General features: G+C 73.0%; 18 protein-coding genes. 12 read left to right on the forward strand and 6 right to left on the reverse strand.

The annotated features are described in order from the left end of the window. The first annotated feature begins 45 nt into the window (after positions 1–45). From ACZ6CL_RS28540 to ACZ6CL_RS28550, 3 genes are all read left to right on the forward strand, one after another. Positions 46–1,209: an acyl-CoA dehydrogenase family protein gene (locus ACZ6CL_RS28540; RefSeq protein ID WP_468940494.1), complete on the forward strand. Its 1,164-nt coding sequence runs from the start codon at positions 46–48 to the stop codon at positions 1,207–1,209. Between the two features lie 8 nt (positions 1,210–1,217). After that, on the forward strand, positions 1,218–2,246 hold the full coding sequence (locus ACZ6CL_RS28545; RefSeq protein WP_468940496.1) for an acyl-CoA dehydrogenase family protein: 1,029 nt from the start codon (positions 1,218–1,220) through the stop codon (positions 2,244–2,246). A gap of 484 nt (positions 2,247–2,730) precedes the next feature. Beyond that, positions 2,731–3,348: an ATP-binding protein gene (locus tag ACZ6CL_RS28550; protein ID WP_468940498.1), complete on the forward strand. Its 618-nt coding sequence runs from the start codon at positions 2,731–2,733 to the stop codon at positions 3,346–3,348. 246 nt (positions 3,349–3,594) lie between these two features. On the opposite strand, the gene ACZ6CL_RS28555 is transcribed toward ACZ6CL_RS28550, so the two are convergent. Continuing rightward, the gene (locus ACZ6CL_RS28555) at positions 3,595–4,521 is read right to left on the reverse strand and encodes a cyclase family protein (protein ID WP_468940500.1); all 927 of its coding nucleotides are present in this window, start codon (positions 4,519–4,521) and stop codon (positions 3,595–3,597) included. Between the two features lie 150 nt (positions 4,522–4,671). Here ACZ6CL_RS28555 and ACZ6CL_RS28560 point away from each other — a divergent pair, with 150 nt between their 5' ends. From ACZ6CL_RS28560 to ACZ6CL_RS28575, 4 genes are read left to right on the forward strand one after another with little or no spacing between them, the layout of a single operon-like run. Continuing rightward, on the forward strand, positions 4,672–5,583 hold the full coding sequence (locus tag ACZ6CL_RS28560) for an SDR family oxidoreductase (RefSeq protein WP_468940502.1): 912 nt from the start codon (positions 4,672–4,674) through the stop codon (positions 5,581–5,583). Positions 5,584–5,623: 40 nt separating this feature from the next. Continuing rightward, positions 5,624–6,937: an acyl-CoA dehydrogenase family protein gene (locus ACZ6CL_RS28565; RefSeq protein ID WP_468940503.1), complete on the forward strand. Its 1,314-nt coding sequence runs from the start codon at positions 5,624–5,626 to the stop codon at positions 6,935–6,937. Then, positions 6,934–8,412, forward strand: coding sequence for an aldehyde dehydrogenase family protein (locus ACZ6CL_RS28570; protein ID WP_468940505.1), 1,479 nt, complete (start codon positions 6,934–6,936; stop codon positions 8,410–8,412). The genes ACZ6CL_RS28565 and ACZ6CL_RS28570 overlap by 4 nt, the downstream gene beginning before the upstream one ends. Before the next feature lie 37 nt (positions 8,413–8,449). Beyond that, a complete protein-coding gene (locus tag ACZ6CL_RS28575; protein WP_468940508.1) occupies positions 8,450–9,502 on the forward strand; it encodes a Zn-dependent alcohol dehydrogenase in 1,053 nt (350 codons plus the stop codon). Here ACZ6CL_RS28575 and ACZ6CL_RS28580 read toward each other — a convergent pair. After that, positions 9,424–10,554 (reverse strand): GlxA family transcriptional regulator, encoded by a 1,131-nt coding sequence (locus ACZ6CL_RS28580; protein ID WP_468940511.1) that lies wholly within the window; start codon positions 10,552–10,554, stop codon positions 9,424–9,426. The two genes, ACZ6CL_RS28575 and ACZ6CL_RS28580, sit on opposite strands and share 79 nt — an antisense overlap. A gap of 97 nt (positions 10,555–10,651) precedes the next feature. On the opposite strand from ACZ6CL_RS28580, the gene ACZ6CL_RS28585 reads away from it, so the two are divergent. Next, complete coding sequence (locus ACZ6CL_RS28585) at positions 10,652–11,986, forward strand: MFS transporter (RefSeq protein ID WP_468940513.1); 1,335 nt, start codon at positions 10,652–10,654, stop codon at positions 11,984–11,986. Here the strand turns inward: ACZ6CL_RS28585 and ACZ6CL_RS28590 are convergent. From ACZ6CL_RS28590 to ACZ6CL_RS28605, 4 genes are all read right to left on the reverse strand, one after another. Next, complete coding sequence (locus tag ACZ6CL_RS28590; RefSeq protein ID WP_468940515.1) at positions 11,961–12,578, reverse strand: flavin reductase family protein; 618 nt, start codon at positions 12,576–12,578, stop codon at positions 11,961–11,963. The two genes, ACZ6CL_RS28585 and ACZ6CL_RS28590, sit on opposite strands and share 26 nt — an antisense overlap. Before the next feature lie 56 nt (positions 12,579–12,634). After that, positions 12,635–13,453 (reverse strand): enoyl-CoA hydratase/isomerase family protein, encoded by an 819-nt coding sequence (locus tag ACZ6CL_RS28595; RefSeq protein ID WP_468940518.1) that lies wholly within the window; start codon positions 13,451–13,453, stop codon positions 12,635–12,637. 70 nt (positions 13,454–13,523) lie between these two features. Continuing rightward, positions 13,524–15,764, reverse strand: a complete 2,241-nt coding sequence (locus tag ACZ6CL_RS28600; protein ID WP_468940521.1) for an acetate--CoA ligase family protein — start codon at positions 15,762–15,764, stop codon at positions 13,524–13,526. Between the two features lie 218 nt (positions 15,765–15,982). Beyond that, positions 15,983–17,140, reverse strand: coding sequence for a flavin-containing monooxygenase (locus ACZ6CL_RS28605; RefSeq protein WP_468940524.1), 1,158 nt, complete (start codon positions 17,138–17,140; stop codon positions 15,983–15,985). 200 nt (positions 17,141–17,340) lie between these two features. Between ACZ6CL_RS28605 and ACZ6CL_RS28610 the strand changes: the two genes are divergently transcribed. The 4 genes from ACZ6CL_RS28610 (at position 17,341) to ACZ6CL_RS28625 (ending at position 20,503) form a co-directional block, all read left to right on the forward strand. Next, positions 17,341–17,784 carry a Zn-ribbon domain-containing OB-fold protein gene (locus tag ACZ6CL_RS28610; protein WP_468940526.1) on the forward strand — a complete coding sequence of 148 codons (444 nt, stop codon included), beginning with the start codon at positions 17,341–17,343 and terminating at the stop codon, positions 17,782–17,784. A gap of 180 nt (positions 17,785–17,964) precedes the next feature. Continuing rightward, positions 17,965–19,683 (forward strand): sensor histidine kinase, encoded by a 1,719-nt coding sequence (locus tag ACZ6CL_RS28615; protein WP_468940529.1) that lies wholly within the window; start codon positions 17,965–17,967, stop codon positions 19,681–19,683. Then, positions 19,680–20,096 (forward strand): roadblock/LC7 domain-containing protein, encoded by a 417-nt coding sequence (locus tag ACZ6CL_RS28620; RefSeq protein ID WP_385443668.1) that lies wholly within the window; start codon positions 19,680–19,682, stop codon positions 20,094–20,096. The genes ACZ6CL_RS28615 and ACZ6CL_RS28620 overlap by 4 nt, the downstream gene beginning before the upstream one ends. Continuing rightward, a complete protein-coding gene (locus ACZ6CL_RS28625; protein ID WP_468940532.1) occupies positions 20,093–20,503 on the forward strand; it encodes a DUF742 domain-containing protein in 411 nt (136 codons plus the stop codon). Before ACZ6CL_RS28620 ends, ACZ6CL_RS28625 begins: the two co-directional genes overlap by 4 nt. The last annotated feature ends 17 nt before the right edge of the window (positions 20,504–20,520 follow it).

Below are 20,520 nucleotides of genomic sequence, written 5' to 3' on the forward strand. Positions count from 1 at the left end.
GGCGCCTGATCTGACGCTGCATCAGAAGTGGGAGGACGGTCGCCGATGGATCTCGCCTTCACGGAGGACGAGGAGGACTTCCGGCGCCGACTGCGCGCCTGGCTCGCGGACGTCCTCCCCACCCTGCCAGGCCGCCCCGACCCCGCCGACTGGCCCGCCCGCCGCGCCTACGACTGCGGCTGGCAGCGCATGCTGTACGACGCCGGATACGCCGGACTCCACTGGCCCAAGGACGCCGGGGGCCGGGGCGCCACCCCCACCCAGCACCTGATCTTCCTGGAGGAGACCGAACGCGCGGGCGCTCCCTACGTCGGCGCCAACTTCGTCGGCCTGCTGCACGCGGGCCCCACCATCGCCGCCGAGGGCACACCCGCCCAGCGGGCCCGCTGGCTGCCGCCGATCCTCCGCGGCGACCAGGTCTGGTGCCAGGGCTTCTCCGAACCCGACGCCGGATCCGACCTCGCCTCCCTGCGCACCCGCGCCGTACGGGACGGCGACAACTACATCGTCAGCGGCAGCAAGATCTGGACCTCGCACGCCGAGATCGCCGACTGGTGCGAACTATTGGTGCGTACCGCGCCCGTAAACCCCGACACGCCGAAGCACCGGGGCATCACCTGGCTCGCCCTGCCGATGGACGCGCCCGGCGTGACCGTACGGCCGCTGCGCACCCTCGCCGGGACCGCCGAGTTCGCCGAGGTCTTCCTGGACGAGGTGCGGGTGCCCGTCGACCACCGGATCGGGGACGAGAACGACGGCTGGCGGGTGACCATGGTGACCCTCTCCTTCGAACGCGGCACGGCGTTCGTCGGCGAGGTCATCGCCTGCCGACGGGTCCTGGAGGCGCTGGCCCGTACCGCCAAGGCCAGCGGACGCTGGGACGACCCCGTACTGCGGCGGCGGCTGGGGCGGCTCGCGGCCGACTGCGCGGCGCTGTGGCGGCTCACCCAGTGGAACGTGAGCGAGGCGCAGCGCACCGGCGGAGTGCCGGGCGTCGGCGGCTCGGTCTTCAAGCTCCGCTTCTCGGAGGTGCGGCAGGAGCTGTACGAGGCGGCCGCCGAGGTGCTGGGCCCGGACGCGCTGGACGCCGGGCACGCATGGGTCGCGGACCGGCTGTCGTCCCTCTCGTACACCATCGCGGCGGGCACCTCGCAGATTCAGCGCAACATCGTCGCCGAGCGCATCCTCGGCCTGCCGAAGGGGCGGTGACCGGGAGCGTGGACTTCCAGCTTGACGACGACCAGCGGGCGCTGCGGGACGGGATGCGCGAACTGCTGGAACGGCGCTTCCCCCGCGCCCGGTTACGGGCGGTGGTGGACGGCGCCGGGGATACGGCGCCACTGGACCGCGCCCTGTGGCGGGAACTGGGCACGGCCGGGTTCTTCGCGCTGCGGCTGCCCGAGGCGGCGGGCGGGGTGGGGCTCGGACTGCCGGAGGCGGTGCTGGCCATGGAGGAGGCGGGTCGGGCGCTGCTCCCGGGGCCGCTGGTCGCCACCCAGCTCGCGGCGGGCCTGGGAGCCGCGGACGCCGCGGAGGGGGCCGCCGTGGTCACCGCGCTGGACCTGGGTGCCGGGCCTCAGGCCGCGGCGGGCCGGTTGGTGGAGCATCTGGCCTCGGCGGACGCCGTGCTGGTGCTGAACGGCGAGGACGCCGGGGTGCGCCCGGCGGCCGCGCTCGCGGACGCGGCACGGCCGATACGTTCCGTGGACCCGGCCACACCGCTGCACCGGGTGGACGGGGTGGACGGGGTGGGCGGGGTGGACGGGACGGGCGTGAGGACGGGCGGCATCGCGGGCGGTGGGGTTGCCGCCCGGCTGCGCCGCGAGGCGGCCCTGCTGACCGCCGCCCAACAGCTCGGCAGCGCCTCCCGTACGGTCCGGATGGCGGTCGATCACGCCACGGCGCGCGCGCAGTTCGGCCGCCCGATCGGCGCCTTCCAGGCCGTACAACATCTGTGCGCGCGGATGCTCGTGCGCGCCGAATCAGCCAGAAGTGTGGTGTACGCCGCCGCGGTCACAGAAGAGGCGGGTGACATCGCCGCCGCCACACTGCTCGCCGACGAGGCGGCCGTCCGTAATGCCCGTGACTGTCTTCAGGTGCACGGTGGGATGGGTTTCACCTGGGAATCCGATGTCCATCTGCACCTCAAACGGGCCTGGGTGCGCGCCGGTCAGTGGCAGGCGGCCGCCGCGGCCGAGGAGGAACTCGCCACCGGACTCCTGTTGACCGGTGAAACAGGTTTGTAACCGGGCTCCATGGATACGCCTGAATTGTTGGGATGTCGCATTCTCTGGGGGAGATCCCCGGAGGCTTTGAGGTGACCGAGCGTTGATATCGGGTTGTTTCCTAGGCGTGACTCGTCACAGGGGGGAGTCGGGCTCCGGCTCGGGTACTCTCCGTTGGGTGCGAGCGGTTTTGGGGTACAGCGAACCCGGCGTGGCCCGTGGGGCGACTCCGGGCACACCGATGTGTCCCGCTCGCACGGGGCTCGCTCCGGTAAAGCCTCGCTGTTCGAGTCCTCGGGGCGTGCGTCGCACAGTATGCCCCACGCATACTCCTTGGCGCTGGAATATGACCGAAGCGCTTGTTGGGGTGACTGTACGTCAACCATGCTCTCTCGCAAGGGGGTACCTCCCGGCGGCAGCCGGGGGAGAGTCACGTTCCGTGACCTCCTGGAGGACCTCTTGGAGGTATGAGGCGATGTGTCCGCCGGTTCGGATGGTGTGAGCGGTGCAGGTGCTTCAGATGCAGATGGAGGTCCGGCCCGACCCCGCGGAGGTGAGTCGCGCCCGTCGGTGGGCGCGTTCGCGGCTCGCCGGGTCCGGTATCGGGGCCGATGAGCCGCTCGCCGAGACGTTGATCCTGCTCATCTCCGAACTCGTCACCAACGCCGTGGTGCACACCGGCTGTCCGGCCGTGCTGCGCATGCGCTTTCCCGCGCAGACCGGCACGGGTGGCGCTGGCGGGAGCGGCGAGGGCGGCGACGGGTCCGCGGAGCCTTCCACGGGCAAGGGGTCCGAGCTGGGCGCGGTTCGGATCGAGGTCGCGGACGCCAGCGCCCGCGCACCGCGTCAGCGCCGGGCCGACGAGGAGGCCACCAACGGCCGCGGGCTGGAGCTGGTCGACGGGCTCGCGGACCGCTGGGGCTGGCAGCCGGAGGGCGCGGGCAAGCGCATCTGGTGCGAAATCGACCGCGACCGGCGGGAAGAGTGCGCGGACGGCGCGGAGCGCGCCGAGCGCGACGATCACGGGGCGCGCGAAAAGCCTCTTCTGACGGGGCATGGCACCTCTCGTGCGCCATCGCATCTGGGTCGGACCCCACAAAGTCCAGACCAGGTGTTGACGTGACGTGGCCGAGTGATCACTCTAGGATGAGCGATTCGTCGCGAGGGGACGCCGAGGGCTGTGTGGTCTCTGTGAACCATGTGTTCACGGGCCCGGACCTTGGCGAGTGCGGGTCGCGGCCCGGCGCCTGATCAGGGCTCGTGGCGCCGGAGCCGGGTGGCGGTGCGCGATGCCGTGCTCGGGGTGTGCATGAGCGCACCGCCGCCCGATAGATCCCGCCCGTCCGCCCGTCCCCTCGCGCCCCTGACCTCAGAGGATCGCCACGGGCGCGACCGGGGCGCCGGTCCCGCCGGTGAACGGCTCGGGCGTGGCCGACAGCAGGAAGGCGTACCGCCCCTCCTCGGCGCAGGCCGCCGACAGCTCCTCCAGGTTCCAGTTCTGGCCCTGCGGCATGCCCATCTCGACCAGGTCGAGGGCGTGGACGGGCAGCCACAGGTTCTCGATCTCCGGTGGGTAGATCTCGAAGACGAGGGTGTCGTTGGCGACCGCGGCCACGTCACGGGCGTGGAACCACTCGGGCGTGCGGAGCGACAGACCCGGCGACGGAAACGCGTACGCCTCCCGCTCGCCCGCGAGGTACCGCTGAATCTGCCCGGTCCGTACGAGCGCGATGTCGCCCGGCCGGACCGCGACCCGGGCCAGTTCCTCGGCGGCGGCGAGGTCTTCGGGGGTGACGGCGTGCCCCTCGGGCAGCCGGTCCGCTCCCCGGGCGCGCGCGACATCGAGCAGCACCCCCCGCGAGACGATGTGCCGCGCCGTGTGGATGCCGCTGAAGGCCGCGCGGCCATGGGCGGTGACGGAGGCGGCGGGGCGGCCGTTGTAGATCCTGCCGGAGTGCGAGACATGGGCCAGCCCGTCCCAGTGGGTCCCGGCCTGCAGCCCCATCGTCACGGCGTCATCGCTGGTGGCGACCGTATCCGGGCCGAACATCTCGGCGTTCACGGCGACCATGGTGTGCAGCGGGTTGACCCTTCCGGGGATCAGCCCGGTCTGGATGCCGTCCTGCCGTAGCGGAACCGCGAGCGGGACGCGGCGGCCGGTGCGCACCGCGGCGGCGGCGTCCCGGACCACCGCGTCGGTGATCAGGTTGAGTGTGCCGATCTCATCGTCGGCGCCCCAGCGCCCCCAGTTGTTGACGCGCTGGGCGATGTCGTGGAACTCGGGCGGCAGCGGCATGACGCCTCCTTCGGTGGTGTCGTTCGGTCGGTTCCGCCTGTCGGTTCCGTCGGGCAGTTCCCTCGGCCGGTTCCGTTCCAGGGCTTGTACTCGTGGCGGGTCTGCTCAAAAATCTAACGGTCCGTCAGAAACTGTGGGAGGGGACGCGACGTGGCCAACTTCTTGGACGCCAAGGTGATCGCCGTCACCGGGGCCGGGCGCGGCATCGGACGCGCCGTGGCCCTCGCCTGCGCGGCCGAGGGCGCGAAGGTCGTCGTCAACGACTACGGCGTCTCGATCGAAGGCGGCGAACCCACCAGCGAGATCGCCGAAGCGGTGGTCAAGGAGATCGCGGCTGCGGGCGGAGAGGCGGTCGCGGTCGCCGACGACGTCTCCACGATGGCCGGTGGCCAGCGGATCGTGGACACCGCCGTCGACCGGTTCGGACGGCTCGACGGTGTGGTGTGCGTGGCCGGAATCCTGCGCGAGCGGATGCTCTTCAACATGACCGAGGAGGAGTGGGACCCGGTGGTCGCCACCCACCTCAAGGGCACCTTCACCGTCTTCCGCGCCGCGTCCGCGGTGATGCGGCGGCAGCGCTCCGGCACCCTGATCGGCTTCACCAGCGGCAACCACCAGGGCAGCGTCGCGCAGGCCAACTACGCCTCGGCCAAGGGCGGCATCATCTCGCTCGTCCGCAGCGCGGCCCTCGGCCTGCACAAATACGGCGTCACCGCCAACTGTGTCGCCCCGGTCGCCCGTACCCGCATGTCCGCCAATGTGCCGATGGAACTGAAGGAGATCGGCGAACCGGAGGACGTCGCGGCCCTGGTCGTCTACCTGCTGAGCGAACGGGCCCGCGCGGAACGGATCACCGGACAGGTCTATACGATCGCGGGCCCCAAGATCGCGGTCTGGGCCCAGCCGAGGGAACTGCGCGCCGGATACGCCGAGGGCGCCTGGACCCCGGACAAGATCGCCGACTTCCTGCCCGGCACGGTCGGCACCGACCCCATGCCGCTGCTGGCCCAGCTCGAAGCCATGGCCCAGGCCGCCGCGGCCGACCAGCGCCCCAACGCGTGACCCACGCGCCCACCGTGCGATGTGAGGAAGGGGAGAGGCCGTGGACTTCGCCTTCGGGCCCGGGGACGAACATTTCCGCGACGAGGCCCGCGCCTGGCTCGACGCCCATCTGACCGGCCGCTTCACCGCACCCGCGAACGCGGCGGCCGGCGACGCCGACGACCCCGCCACCGCCACCGCCACCGCGCAGCGCGCCTGGGAACGCGAACTGGGCGGCGGCGGCTGGATCGGGCTCGGCTGGGACCGGACCCACGGGACCTACGGAAACCGGGCCGCCACCCTGACCCAACAGGTCGTCTGGGCCGAGGAATACGCCCGCGCCGCAGCCCCCGCCCGGCTCGGGCACATCGGCGAGAACCTGCTCGCCCCCACCCTGCTCGCCCACGGCGACCCCGCCCAGCGCGCCCGCTTCCTGCCCCCCATCGCCCGCGGCGAGGAACTGTGGTGCCAGGGCTACAGCGAACCCGACGCGGGCTCCGACCTCGCCGGACTGCGCACCCGCGCGGTCCGCGACCCGGGCGACGGAACCTACCGCGTCACCGGCCAGAAGATCTGGACCTCCCACGCCCGCGAAGCCGACTGGTGCTTCGTCCTGGCCCGCACGGAAGAGGGATCACAACGCCACCACGGCCTCTCCTTCCTGCTGGTGCCGATGGACCAGCCAGGACGCATCGAGGTCCGGCCGATCCGGCAGCTCACCGGCACAGCGGAGTTCAACGAGGTGTTCTTCGACGGCGCCCTCGCCCACCCCGACCACGTCGTCGGCGGCCCGGGCCAGGGCTGGAGCGTGGCCATGAGCCTGCTCGCCGTGGAACGCGGAGTCTCCACCCTGGTCCAGCAGATCGGCTTCGCCCAGGAACTCGACCGCGTCATACGGCAGGCCCTGGACACCGGCGCCGCCCGCGAACCCGCCCTGCGCGACCAGCTGATCCAGCAGTGGGCCGAGCTGAAGGTCATGCGCTGGAACGCCCTGCGCACGCTGGGCGCCGCCCGGAATCCCGCCCCCGGGGGCCCCACCCCCACCCCTCCCACCTCCTCCTCCGCCTCCCATCACCCCGCGCCCCATCGATCCGCGCCCCAGCGGCCCGCGTCGCACGACGCGGGGGTGCCCAGTGTGGCCAAGCTGCTGTGGGGCGGCTGGCACCGGCGGCTGGGCGAGCTGGCCGTGCGGGTGCGGGGCACCGCGGCCGCGCTCGGACCGGTGCGCTGGACCGAGGGGCGGCCGTATGAACTCGACACCGCGCAGCGGCTCTTCCTCTTCTCCCGCGCCGACACCATCTACGGCGGCTCGGACGAGATCCAGCGCAACATCATCGCCGAGCGCGTACTCCACCTCCCGAGGGAGCCCCGATGAAGTCGTACGAGCGGACAACGCGCGGGCACTGGATCGGCGGGTCCTGGCGGGCGCCCGGGGCCGGGCACTACGCGGTCGTCAACCCGGCCACCGAGGAAACCGTCGGCCGGGCGCCCGAGGCCGACGAGGCCGACGCCGACGCCGCGGTGCGGGCCGCGCGGGCCGCGTACGACGGCTGGTCGCGCACCGCCCCCCGGGAGCGCGCCGCCGTACTCGACCGCGCGGCCGACCTGCTCGTCGAGCGCGCCCCCGACCTGGTGCCCCTCGTCCAGGCGGAGACGGGCGCGACGCTGCGGGTCACCGCGGCCCTCCAAGTGCCCCCCGCGGCCGACCGCTTCCGCCGATACGCGCGCGGCGCCATGGAACCGGACACCGTCCCGCTCGCCCCGCTGCCGGTCGCCGCCAGCCCGCTGGCGCCCGGCGGGCTGATCGGCGCGGCGGCGGTCCGCCGTCCGGTGGGTGTCGTCGCCTGCATCACCTCCTACAACTTTCCCCTCGCCAATCTCGCGGGCAAGGTCGCCCCGGCGCTCGCCATGGGCAATACGGTCGTCGCCAAACCGGCCCCGCAGGACCCGCTGGCCTGTCTCGAACTCGGCCCGCTGCTGGCCGAGGCCGGTCTTCCGGACGGTGTCTTCAATGTCGTCACCGGCTCGCGCGCGGCCGTCGGCGAGGCGCTGGTAGCGCACCCCGGTGTCGACATGGTCAGCTTCACCGGATCCACCGCCGTGGGGAAGAAGATCGCCGAATCCGCAGGCCACTCGATGAAGCGCACCCTGATGGAACTGGGGGGCAAGGGTGCGGCCATCGTCCTTGGGGACGCCGACAAGCGAGTGATCGCGTCGGCGGTCGGGGCGGTCGGTTCGACCTTCTCCTTCCACAGCGGGCAGATCTGCACGGCGCCGACTCGGGTGCTCGTACATCGATCGCTGTACGAGCGGGTGGTCGCCGCACTCACAGATTACGCAAAGTCACTGACCGTGGGGGACCCTGTGGATAACTCCACGGTCGTGGGCCCGTTGATCTCCGCGGCGCAGCGCGACCGGGTCGAGGCGTACCTCGCCGGGGCCCGTGAGCAGGGCGCCCGTATCGTGACCGGCGGTGAACGCCCGGCTGTCAAGCCCGGGTTCTACGTCGCGCCGACCCTCGTCGCCGACGCCGACCCCGGCATGACCGTGGCCCGCGAGGAGCTGTTCGGGCCCGTCGTCGTCGCCCTGCCCTTCGACGATGAGGAGGAGGCGGTGCGGATCGCCAACGGCACCTCGTACGGCCTCTACGACTACGTCTTCAGCACCGACGCGGGCCGCGCCTGGGCGCTGGCATCCCGGCTGCGCAGCGGAAACGTCGGCATCAACACGGTTCAGCGCCACCCCGAGACGCCGTTCGGCGGTTTCAAGCACAGCGGAGTCGGCCGCGACGGCGGCTCGTTCGGACTGCACGCGTACAGCGAACTCCAGTCGGTGGTCTGGGCCTCCTGACCAAGGTCCCAGAGATGAGGGAGAGGGGGAGGGCGGCATGAGAGGTGTCGTGTTCGACGGCGGGGGGCCACGGGTGGTCGATGACCTGGAGGTACGCGACCCGGGGCCGGGCGAGGTGCTGGTGGCCGTGGCCGCCGCGGGGCTGTGCCACAGCGATCTGTCCGTCATCGACGGCACCATTCCGTTTCCCGTGCCGGTGGTGCTCGGCCACGAGGGCGCGGGCGTGGTCGAGGCGGTCGGCCCCGGCGTCACCCATGTCGCCCCCGGCGATCACGTCGCCCTCTCCACCCTCGCCAACTGCGGTACCTGCGCCGACTGCGACCGCGGCCGTCCCACCATGTGCCGCGCCGCGATCGGCAGACCGGGCCGCCCCTTCCGCCGCGAAGGGGGCGAGCGGCTCTTCAACTTCGCCTCCAACTCGGCCTTCGCGCAGCGCACCGTGGTCACGGCCGTCCAGGCTGTGAAGATCCCGGACGGGATCCCGCTCACCTCGGCCGCCCTCATCGGCTGCGGCGTCCTCACCGGCGTCGGCGCCGTCCTCAACCGGGCCCGGGTGGACCGCGGCGAGTCGGTCGTCGTCATCGGCACCGGCGGCATCGGCCTCAACGTCCTCCAGGGGGCCCGGATCGCCGGGGCGACCACGATCGTCGCCGTCGACAACAACCCGGCCAAGGAGCCGCTGGCCCGGCGCTTCGGCGCCACCCACTTCGCCGGTGACCCCGACGCCGTACGGGAGATCCTGCCCACCGGCGCCGACCACGCCTTCGAATGCGTCGGCTCCACCCGGCTCATCCGGCAGGCCGTCGACCTCCTCGACCGGCACGGCCAGGCGGTGCTGCTCGGGGTCCCGCCCGCGGACGCCGAAGCGGCCTTCCGGGTCTCCACCCTCTATCTGGACAAGTCCATCCTGGGCTGCCGCTACGGATCCTCCCGTCCGCAGCGCGACATCGCCCTGTACGCGGAGCTGTACCAGCAGGGCAAGCTGCTGCTGGACGAACTCGTCACCCGCGTCTACCCGGTGGAGGACTTCCCCCAGGCCGTGGACGACGCGCGCGGTGGGCGGGTGGCGCGGGCCGTGCTCACCTTCTGAACGGGCCCGTCACCCGAGGCGGAGCCGGAGCCGGAGGAGGAGCCGGAGGCAGAGGTGGAAGCAGAGGCGGAGGCCCGGAAGGTGCGCCGGTAGGCGGTGGGGGAGACTCCGAGCGCGGTCTGCAGATGCTGCCGCATCGACGCGGGCGTGCCGAAGCCCGCGTCCCGCGCGACCTGGTCCACCGACAGGTCCGTGTCCTCCAGCAGATGCCGGGCCCGCTCCACCCGCTGCTGGGTCAGCCACTGGCCGGGGCTGACGCCGACCTCCTCGCGGAAGCGGCGGGTGAAGGTACGGACGCTCATCGACTCCTGCGCGGCCAGGTCGCGCAGGGTGAGGGGACGGTCGAGGCGGCCCAGGGCCCAGGCGCGGGCCCCGGTCGTGGTGGCCTGCTGCGGCGCGGGCACCGGGCGCCGGATGTACTGGGCCTGGCCGCCGTCGCGGTGCGGCGGCACCAGGCTGTTCCGGGCGACCTCGTTGGCGACGGCGGTGCCGTGGTCGCGCCGTACGAGGTGCAGACACAGGTCGATGCCCGAGGCGACCCCGGCGGAGGTGAGGACGTCGCCGTCGTCGACGAACAGCACGTCCGGGTCGACCATGATGGCCGGAAAGAGCCGCCGGAAGTGGTCGGTGGAGGACCAGTGGGTGGTGGCGGGGCGGCCGTCGAGCAGTCCGGCGGCGGCGAGTACGTACGAGCCGGTGCAGATGGACACCCAGCGGACGCCGGGGCGGGCGTGGGCGAGGGTGGCGGCGAGCGGTGCGGTCAGCCTGCCCTCGTCCCGCACCGGCCCGAGTGCGTACGAGGCGGGCACCACGATGGTGTCCGCCTCGGCCAGGGCCTCCGGGCCCCGCTCGACCACGATCGGGAAGTCGGCGTCGGTGGCCAGCGGACCGGGTTCAGGGGTGCAGATCGTCACCTCGTACAACGGCCGTCCGGCGGCGGAGCGGGCCTTGCCGAAGATCCGGTAGGGGATGCCCAGTTCGAAGGGGATCACGCCGGGCAGGGCGAGCACGACGACGCGGTGGAGCTTTTCGGTCATCCCGGGCTGGGTCATGGGTCCGGCCTCCCGTCGCAGCGGTGTGGCCCGATCCTAGCGAACGCTGTCCCACGGGCCACTCGTTCGCGGAAAGCCGCCACCCGATGCTGGTCAGGTGACGCAGACAACCAGACGTTCCCAGGCCCCCGGGCAGCAGGCCCCCGGACAGGACGAGCAGCCGCGGGCCCGCCGACGCCGTCCGCACCGGGCCTGGCTGGTCGCCGCCGTCACCTTCGTGACGATCGTCGCGGCGGGCGGATTCGCCTCCCTGCCCGGACTGCTGATCGACCCCCTCCATGAGGAGTTCGGCTGGTCGCGCGGCACCATCGGGTTCGCCGTCTCCGTCAACCTCGCGCTCTACGGGCTCACCGCTCCGTTCGCCGCCGCCCTGATGGACCGTTTCGGCGTCCGCAAGGTCGTCGTCGCCGCGCTGATGGTCATCGCCGTCGGCGGCGGTCTCACGGTCTTCATGACCGCCCCCTGGCAGCTCATCCTGTGCTGGGGCGTGCTCGTCGGCCTCGGCAGCGGGTCCATGGCGCTCGCCTTCGCCGCTACCGTCACCAACCGGTGGTTCACCGCCCGGCGCGGCCTGGTCACCGGCATCCTCACCGCGGGCGGGGCGTCCGGCCAGCTCGTCTTCCTGCCGCTGCTCTCCTGGATCATGGAGCGGCAGCACGACTGGCGCCCCGCCGCCATGACCGTCACGCTCGCCGCGCTCGCCATCGTGCCCTGCGTATGGCTGCTCCTGCGCGACTACCCGTCCGATGTGGGGCTCGCCGCGTACGGGGCCGACGGCCCGCCCGCGCCCCGGCCCGCCCCGCGCCGCGGTGCCGCCCGGCGCGCGGTGACGGCCCTCGTCTCGGCCTCCAGGACCGGTACGTTCTGGCTGCTCGCGGGGACGTTCGCGGTCTGCGGCGCCTCGACGAACGGCCTGGTCAAGACCCATTTCGTACCCGCCGCGCACGACCACGGCATGGCGGTGACGGCGGCCGCGGGCCTGCTCGCGGTGATCGGCGTCTTCGACATCGTCGGGACGGTCGCCTCCGGCTGGTTCACCGACCGCTTCGACGCGCGGCGGCTGCTGGCCGTGTACTACGCGCTGCGGGGGCTGTCCCTGATGGTCCTGCCGCTGCTGCTGGATGACGCGGTGCACCCGCCGATGATCTTCTTCATCGTCTTCTACGGGCTCGACTGGGTCGCCACGGTGCCGCCGACGATCGCGCTGTGCCGGGAGTGGTACGGGGAGGACAGCGCCATCGTGTTCGGGTGGGTGCTGGCGTCGCACCAGGTGGGCGCGGGGCTCGTGGCGTTCGTCGGGGGCCTGGCGCGAGACGCCTTCGGGTCGTACGACCTGGTCTGGATCGGGGCGGGCGGACTGTGCGCGGTGGCGGCGCTGATGGCGCTGATGATCCGGCGGGGTGACGCTAAAGACCCGGCGCCAGCCCTGTGAACGCGCCCCGGTGGAAGAGCAGGGGGCCGTCGGCCGCCGCCCGCTCGTCGGTGTCCAGGGCGCACACCCGGCCCACCACCACCAGATGGTCGCCGCCGGTGTGGACCGTGTGGACGGTGCAGTCGATCCAGGCGGGGGCGCCCGTGAGGCGGGGCGAACCGGTCACCGGGCACGCGGTATAGGGGACACCGGCGAACTTGTCCGGGCGGTCGGCCGAGCTGACCGCGAAGGACCGGCACAGCCCGGCCTGGGCCGCGCCGAGGACGCTGACGCAGAAGACGCCGCTGCGGGCGATGCGAGGCCAGGTCGTGGACGTACGGGCCACCATGAAGGCGATCAGCGGCGGGTCGAGGGACAGCGAGGTGAACGACTGGCAGGCGAAGCCGGTCGGGCCCGCCTCGTCGGTGGTCGCGATCACGGTGACGCCGCTCGCGAAGTGGCCCAGCACCCGGCGGAATTCCGCCGGGGACAGGGGCGGGCGCTCATCCTCCTGTACGGCGTGCAGCGCGCGGCGCGCGCTGGGCGGAGGCGGTGGCCCGGCGGTGGTGGGCGAGCCCGCCGAGCGCAGATAGCGGACGGCGGTGGCGGCCATTGCGGCGTGTCCCATCATGGTTCCGCATCTCTCCTGTTCGTGGTGGTGTGGTGTGTTCAGCGGCCCCGGTAGACCGGGGAGCGGCGTTCGACGAAGGCACGGACGCCCTCGTTCGCGTCGGCCGTGGTCATGTTGGTCTCCTGCGCGGCGGCCTCGGCGGCGAAGGCGGCCGCCCGGCCGGACTCCAGCGAGGCGTTGACCAGCGCCTTGGTGGCGGCGAGGGCGCGGGTGGGGCCAGCGGCCAGGCGTTCGGCCCAGGCGCGGGCGGTCTTCGCGAGTTCGCCGTCCGGTACGACGCGGTTGACCAGCCCCAGCCGCCGCGCCTCGGCGGCGGGCAGCGCGTCGCCGAAGAACAGCAGTTCCTTCGCCCGCTGCGGGCCGATCAGCCGGGGGAGGAGGTAGGCGCCGCCGCCGTCCGGGACGAGTCCGCGGCGTACGAAGACCTCGGTGAAGGTGGCCGATTCGGCGGCCAGGACCAGATCACAGGCGAGCGCGAGATGGGCGCCGAGCCCGGCGGCGGTGCCGTTGACGGCGGCGATGACGGGCTTCTCGCAGTCGAGTACGGCGCTGATGAGCCGCTGCGCTCCGCCGCGGATCAGCCGGGCGACATCGCCAGCGATCCGCTCGGCCGGGGCGCTGGGGGTGCCGCGCAGATCGGCACCCGCGCAGAAGCCCTTGCCGGTGGCGGTGAGCACGACGGCCCGCGCGGCCGGGTCGGCGGAGGCCTGATCGAGCCGGAAAATCAGGCGTTCCCGCTGGTCAGGGGTGAGGGCGTTGAGCGCGGATGGCCGGTCGAGGGTGATCCAGACGACCCCGTTGTCAGTGGCGTGCCGTACAACGGAATCGAGCACTTCTTCGGGGGAGGGAGACGTCATGGGAAGGCTCCTCAGGCTCCTCGGTCTGTGGGCGCGGCGTCGGCGGCTCGGCCGTGCGCGAGGGGTGCGCTCAGCGGCAGATCGCCAGCGCGTCGAGGGCCACCGCGCCCTGGCCGCGGGGCAGCACCATCAGGGGGTTGACGTCGAGTTCGGCGAGCTGGTCGCCGAGTTCCAGGGCCATGCGCTGCACGCGCAGGACGACTTCGACCAGGGCGTCCACGTCGGACGGGGGCGCGCCGCGTACGCCGTCGAGGAGGGCGTGGCCGCGCAGTTCGCCGAGCATGGCGCGGGCCTGGTCCTCGCCGAACGGGGGGACGCGGACGGCGGTGTCGCGCAGCACCTCGACGAGCACGCCGCCGAGGCCGACGGTCACGGTGGGCCCGAAGAGGCTGTCGTGGGTGACGCCGACGACCATCTCGACGCCGCGCTCGACCATCTGGCACACCAGGACGCCGTCCAGCTCGACGCCTTCGTAGCGGGCGATGTCGGTGAGTTCGCGGTAGGTGTCGCGGACCTGGCTGGCGGAGGTGAGGCCGAGGCGGACCAGGCCGAGTTCGGTCTTGTGGGCGAGCTGGGGCGCGGACGCCTTCATGACGACGGGGTAGCCGACCAGCCCGGCGGCGCGGACGGCCGCGGCGGCGCTGGTGACGAGCTGCTCGCGCGGCACCCGGATGCCGTAGGCGCGCAGCAGCTGCTTGGCGGCGTGTTCGCTCAGGCGCTGGCCGGGGCGCAGCAGTCCGCTCGCCTTGCGCATCGACGGGGAGGGGGTGCGCGGGGCGTCGTCGAAGGGGGAGCGGTAGGAGGCGGTGAAGCGGTGGTGGCCCAGATAGGCGCGGACGGCGGTGAGGCAGTTGCCGACGGTGCGGAAGGTGGCGACGCGGGAGGAGCCGAGGAGGGTGGTGCGGTAGGCGTCCTCGGTGCCGACGGGCGAGCCCCACACGACGCAGACGAGTTTGTCGGTGCGTTCCGCGGCGTCGACGAGGTCGCGTGCGAGCTTGTCGCTCATCGGCGGGAAGGGGCCGGTGATGGGACAGATCAGGACGCCCACGGCCGGGTCGGCGAGGATCGCGTCGATGATCTTCGGGCCGCGCCAGTCGCCCACGGGGTGGCCGCCGTTGTCGACCGGGTTGGCGACGGAGAGGTCGCCGGGTATCCACTGGTGGAGTTCGGCCTGCTTCTCGGCGGAGAGGGCGGGCATCGGAAGTCCGGCCGCGGTGGCGAGGTCGGCGACGTGGGCGCCGGTGCCCCCGGAGATCGAATACACGACGACGCCCTCGGCGCGCGGGGGCCGGGCGCGGGCGAGCAGGGCGGCCGTGTCCTGGAGTTCGTCGAGGCCGTCCACCCGGATCACGCCGAACTGGCGCATGGCCGCGTCCACGACCTCGTCCGCGCCGGTCAGTTGGCCGGTGTGGGAGGCGGCGGTGCGGGCGCCGGTCTCGGTGCGGCCGACCTTGACGGCGACGACGGGCACCTTGGCGCGGGCGGCCCGGTCGGCGGCGAGGAGGAAGCCGCGGCCGTCCTTGAGCCCTTCCGCGTACAGGGCGATGGCACCGACCTCGGGGCGGGTCGTGAAGTAGGAGAGGAAGTCGGCGCTCTCCAGGTCGGCCTCGTTGCCGGTCGGGGCCCAGTGGCTGAGCCGGATGCCCAGTTCCTGGAGGGTGTAGAGGGGGCGTCCCTGGTGGCCTGACTGGGTGATGAGGGCGATGGCGGGCCCTTCGAGGTCGTCGCGGAACTCCTCGAAGGCGTTGAGGTTGGTGTTGGGGCCGAGCAGCCGCAGCCCGGCGCGGCGGGCCGCGGCGGTCAGCCGGGCCTGGGCGGCGGCGCCCTCGTCGCCGGTCTCGGCGAAGCCGGAGGCGAAGACGACGGCGAACTTGACCTTGATCTGGGCGAGTTCCTCGATGACCGGGAGGGGGTCGCGGACGAGGAGGACGGCGAGGTCGACGGGTTCGGGCAGCTCGGCGACGGACGGGACGCACGGGAGGCCGAAGACGGCCGTACGGGAGGGGTGCACGGGGTGCAGCCGGGCGCCGACGCGCTCTGCCCAGGCGAGGAGCTGCCGGGTGATGCCGGTGCCCGGGCGGCCCTCGGTGTCGGAGGCGCCGATGAGGGCCACCGCCTCGGGGCGGAAGAAGCGGTCCAGATCGGGGACGTCGGCGTGCAGCGGGCGGCCGCTGACGTCCAGGTCCTCGGCGTCGTCGAGGGCCGAGGCGCTGCTGTGGACGTGGACGGCGGGGCCGGGGGGCCTCCCGCAGGCGACGGCGCGGGCGTGACGGGAGTTGGTGGTGAGGGTGCCGTGAGTCGATCCAAGCATTGGGTATCCGCCACTCCTGCTCGTTGGCCAATAACCAGGTAACTGACGCCCAGTCACATTACTGAGTAGTCAGGCTACAGAGCTGACGGCTTGTCAGGAATGCTCGGTGCGCGGAGAACACGCAGGGTGACGGCGTGCCGTTACCGGCGGTACGGCGCGACGGCAACAAGAGAGTGCCCGCGCGGCGGTGTGCTCACGCCGCCGCGCGGACGGCGAAATCAAGCCGTCGTGCGGGACACCGTCGTGGCGATCTTCCTCGCGTCGAGGGCCAGCTCGCGCAGCATGCCGCTGATCGGGTTCGTATAGCCCGTGAAGTACAGGCCCGGTGCGGTGGGCAGGGTCCGTCTGCCGTGGGCGAGCGGATGCCCGCGGCCGTCCAGGACGTCCAGGTGCCCGACCAGGTCCTCCAGTCCGCGCCGGTAGCCGGTCGCCGCTATCACCGCCTCGGGGCCGATGCGGGAGCCGTCGGCCAGCACCACCTTGTCGCCGTCCAGTGACGCGACCGCGGCGACCACCTCCACCCGCCCTGTCCGCACCGCGTCGACCAGCCCCACGTCCTGCACCGGGATCGCGCCCTCCCGCACCCGGGTGTAGAGCCCGGCCTCCGGCCACGGCAGCCCCTGTGCGGACAGGTCCGGCATGCTCAGGCGGCTCATCACCCGCGCCGCCCGGTCCACCGCGCCCCGCGGCAGCCGCCGCACCAGGATGCCGGTGCGCTGGGCGGGCCAGCCCGCCGTCGAGCGGCGCAGGATGTGCGGCGCCGTACGGACCGCCAGCCGCACCCGCGCCGCGCCGCCCTCGACCAAGTCGACCGCGATCTCCGCGCCCGTGTTGCCGACCCCGACCACCAGCACGTCCCGGCCCTCGTACGGCCGGGCATGGCGGTAGCGGTGGGCGTGCAGCAGCTCCCCGGTGTACGTGTCCCGGCCCGGCCAGTCCGGCAGTCGCGGCGTGTGGTTGTAGCCGGTCGCGACGACGGCCACCGGCGAGAACAGTTCGCGGCCGCCACCGGCCCGCAGCACCCAGCCGGTGTCGTCGCCGGACCGGTCGATCCGGCTCACCTCCACCCCCGTGGCGATCTCCAGCCGATGGTGCTCCGCGTATCGCTCCAGGTAGCGCACCACGTCGTCCCGGGCGACCCAGCGCCCGTACGCGCGCGGGATCGGCAGCCCGGGCAGCGCGGAGAGGTGGCGTGTGGTGTGCAGGCGCAGCCGGTCGTAGTGGCCCCGCCAGGAGGCGGCGACCGTGTCGGACTTCTCCAGGACGACGGCGTGAATGCCGCGCCTGCCCAGTGCGGCGGCGGTGGCGAGCCCGCCCGGTCCGCCGCCGATCACATAGACGGGTGAAGGGGATCTCGCGGGGAGACTATCGGCCATGGCGCCGAGCGTAGTCCGCTGCTTGACGGGTTTCGGTCAAAGGAATTCCGAATCGGTTGCGGATCGGTCACGGGGGCGGGTGGCCGGTCGGCCCTCCCGCGGGCCGCTCCTCGCGGCCTCCGTTCGCCCCTTGCGCGCTTCCGTCCGACCCCCGAAACTGATGTGCCGTCAGGAATGGCGGGTCGGAAGGGAGTGTGCCCATGAGCGGCCCCGATGCCTCCGGCGCCCCCGCGGCGCCCCGCTTCGACCTTCCCGAGCCCGACCCCTTCACCCGCCCCTACTGGGACGCCGCCGCCCAGGGCAGGCTCCTGATCCGCCGCTGCGGCTCCTGCGGCCGGGCCCACCACTACCCCCGCGAGTTCTGCCCGCACTGCTGGAGCGAGGACGTCGACTGGGAGGAGGCGAGCGGCGCCGCCGCCCTCTACGCCTGGTCAGAGGTGCACCGCAACGACCTCCCGCCCTTCGGCGCCCAGGTCCCGTACACCGCCGCCGTCGTGGATCTCGCCGAGGGGCCGCGGATGATGACCCGGATCGTCGACCACCCCGCGCGCGGGCTGCGTGCCGGGATGCGGCTGCGCGTCGTCTTCCGCGTGCTGGGGGACGGCGCCCCGGCCGTTCCCGTCTTCCGGCCGCTGCCCGAATGATCAGGCCGAATTCGCATCAGCCGACAAAGAAATTCGATGATCAATCTTGAATAATCGCTCGGCCTGATGCCTAGACTGACCGCCTAACTTCCGCCTTTTACCGAGGACTTACTCTCCCGAGCTAGACCCAAGGGCGCCCGGCGGCTGTTGCCCGCTCGACCCACCGGCCGCGAGGAATCGATGACTCCGATACACCCCGATCAGCGTCAGCGGTCGCGCGGCCGCCGGTGGGACTCCCCCGCCAAGCGGGCCTTCCTCGGCCTCCTGGTGACCGTCCCCGTGCTCGGCATCGCCGGGTGGGTGGCGGCGGCAGTCGCCCCCGAAGCGGCGAGACCCGCGGTGATCGGGTGGGCGGTCATGGCCGGGGCGCTGGTGAGCGCCGCGGTCGCGGCCGCCGCCCATCGCGCCGCGGCCCTCGCGCGCGCCGAATCGGCCGTACGGGCCCTGGAGTTCCGGGCCGCGCAGGCCGAGGCCCGGGCCGCCGAGGCCGGGGCCATCGCGGAGACGAACCGGCTGACCGCCGAGCGCGCCGAAGCCGAGGTCCGCGAGCTGAGGGCCCAGGTCGCGGCCGCGGAGCAGCGGGTCGCGGCCTCCGAGCAGCGCGCCGCCGCCGCGGAACGGGACCTCGACCACACCGTCGGCACCGCGTTACCCGCCCTCGTCGGGCAGCTGCGCGGCCGGGTCCCGGTCGACCAGGCCCTGGCCGGGACCGAGCGGCCCGCGACCGGCCCGCTGCGCGCCCTGCTGGAGACCGTGGGCGGTGAGCTGTCCCGGGAGCGGCAGAAGCGCACCGAGATGGTGGCCGCGTTCCGCAGCATCGCCGGTCGCCTCCAGGCGCTGGTCGCGGGCAACCTCGCCCGGCTGCGGGAGATGCAGGACCGCTACGAGGCCGATGCCCTCGACGACCTCTTCCAGCTCGACAGCACCGCCTCGCAGACCGGCCGGATGGCCGACCGCGTCGCCGTCCTCACCGGCGCGCTGTCCGGTAAGCACTGGCCCCGGCCCATCGTCATCTGGCGGGTGCTGCGGGCCGCCACCTCCCGTATCGAGGGGCTGGAGCGGGTGGAGATCCGCTGCTCCAGCGAACAGGCCGTGGTCGGCGCCGCTGCCGAGAAGGTGATCACGCTCCTCGCCGAGCTGATCGACAACGCCGTGAGCTTCTCGCCGCCCTCCACCACCGTGAACGTCTACGTCCAGGAGGTCCCGCGCGGGATCGCCGTCGAGATCGCGGACAGCGGCCTGGCCATGCAGCCCGACATGCTCGCCCGGGCGCAGCAGGCGGTCACCGACGACCCGTCGAGCATGCTGAAGCTGTCCGGCACCCGGCAGGGGCTGCTGGTGGTGGGCATGATCGCCCGTAAGTTCGGGCTGCGCGTCACGTATCAGTCGTCCGCGACCGGCGGTACGGCGGTCACCGTACTGATCCCGCAGCAGCTGCTCACCGAGCCCCGGGCCGAGCACCACGGACCGGGCCAGCACGCACCGGGCGACCACGCACCCAGTCGGCACGCACCGGGCCAGCACGCACCGGGTCGGCACGCACCGGGTCGGCACGCACCGGACGATCACCCGCGCGGCACGACGCGCGAGCGGGCTCCGGAACACCGCGCCGCCGCGCCCGTGCTCCCCTCCCGCCGACCGCCGTCGCCCACGCCCCCACTCCCTGAGGAGTCGCCCGAAGAGCGGTCCGGCGCCCATCCGCTCACCCCCGAGGGGCTGCCCAGGCGACGCCGCAAACAGGTCGAGACCGGCGCCGAGCGGGGTGCCCCGCCACCAGTGCCGCCGCCTCCCGTACGGAAGAAGCCCGCGGAGGCGGGGAACCGGTTCGGTTCGTTCCACACCGCCGTCAAGCAGGACCGCACTCGCACGACACCACGCTCGGAAGGCACGACCTCATGAACCCGCATGACCTCGACTGGAAGCTCGACGCCCTGCTGGCGAAGACGCCGGGGGCGCGGCACGCGCTCGCGGTGTCCAACGACGGGCTGGTGATCACCCACTCCTCCGACCTGACCCAGTCGGAGGCGGAGACGCTGGCCGCCATCGCCTCCGGCATCCAGAGCCTGGCCAGAACGGTGTCGACCAAGTTCGGCGACGGCACCGGCAGCGTGGAGCACTCCCTGGTCGCGGTCGGCGGTGCGGTGCTGATGACCGTCGAGGCGGGCGAGGGCGCCCATCTCGCGGTGCTCGCCCGCGAGGACGCCGACCCGGGGATCGTCGGCAACAGCATGTCCGTGCTGGTCGACGGGCTTCTCTCGTACCTCACCTCGCCGCAGCGCATGCCCGGGGAGGAGGGCGGCGCGACGGCATGATGCGCTGGGACGTCCATGAACAGCCGGACCGGCTGTTCGCCGCGACGGGAGGACGTAGCCGCGCGTACACGGAATTCGATCTGGTGTCACTGGTCGTCAGCGAGTCCGAACCGGCGGCGGGTATGACCCCGGAGACGGTTCAGATCCTGAGGCTGTGCCGCCATCCGATGGCGCTGGTGGAGGTCTCCGCGCGGCTACGCATGCCCGTGGGCGTCGTCGCGATCCTGCTGTCCGATCTGCTCGCCGAGGGCCGGATCTCCGTCCGCCACCCCAGCAGTGTGGCCGGTGCCCCGCCGCGCTCCGGCGGGCAGTCGGCTCCGCGCGGCGTGGAGCCCGCCCCGGCGCGGCACCCGCTGCCCGACACCGGCCTGGTCCGAGAGGTTCTCGTTGCACTCAAAAATCTCTGAGCACTCAAAGACCTCTG

The organism is Streptomyces sp. NPDC041200, assembly GCF_055591805.1.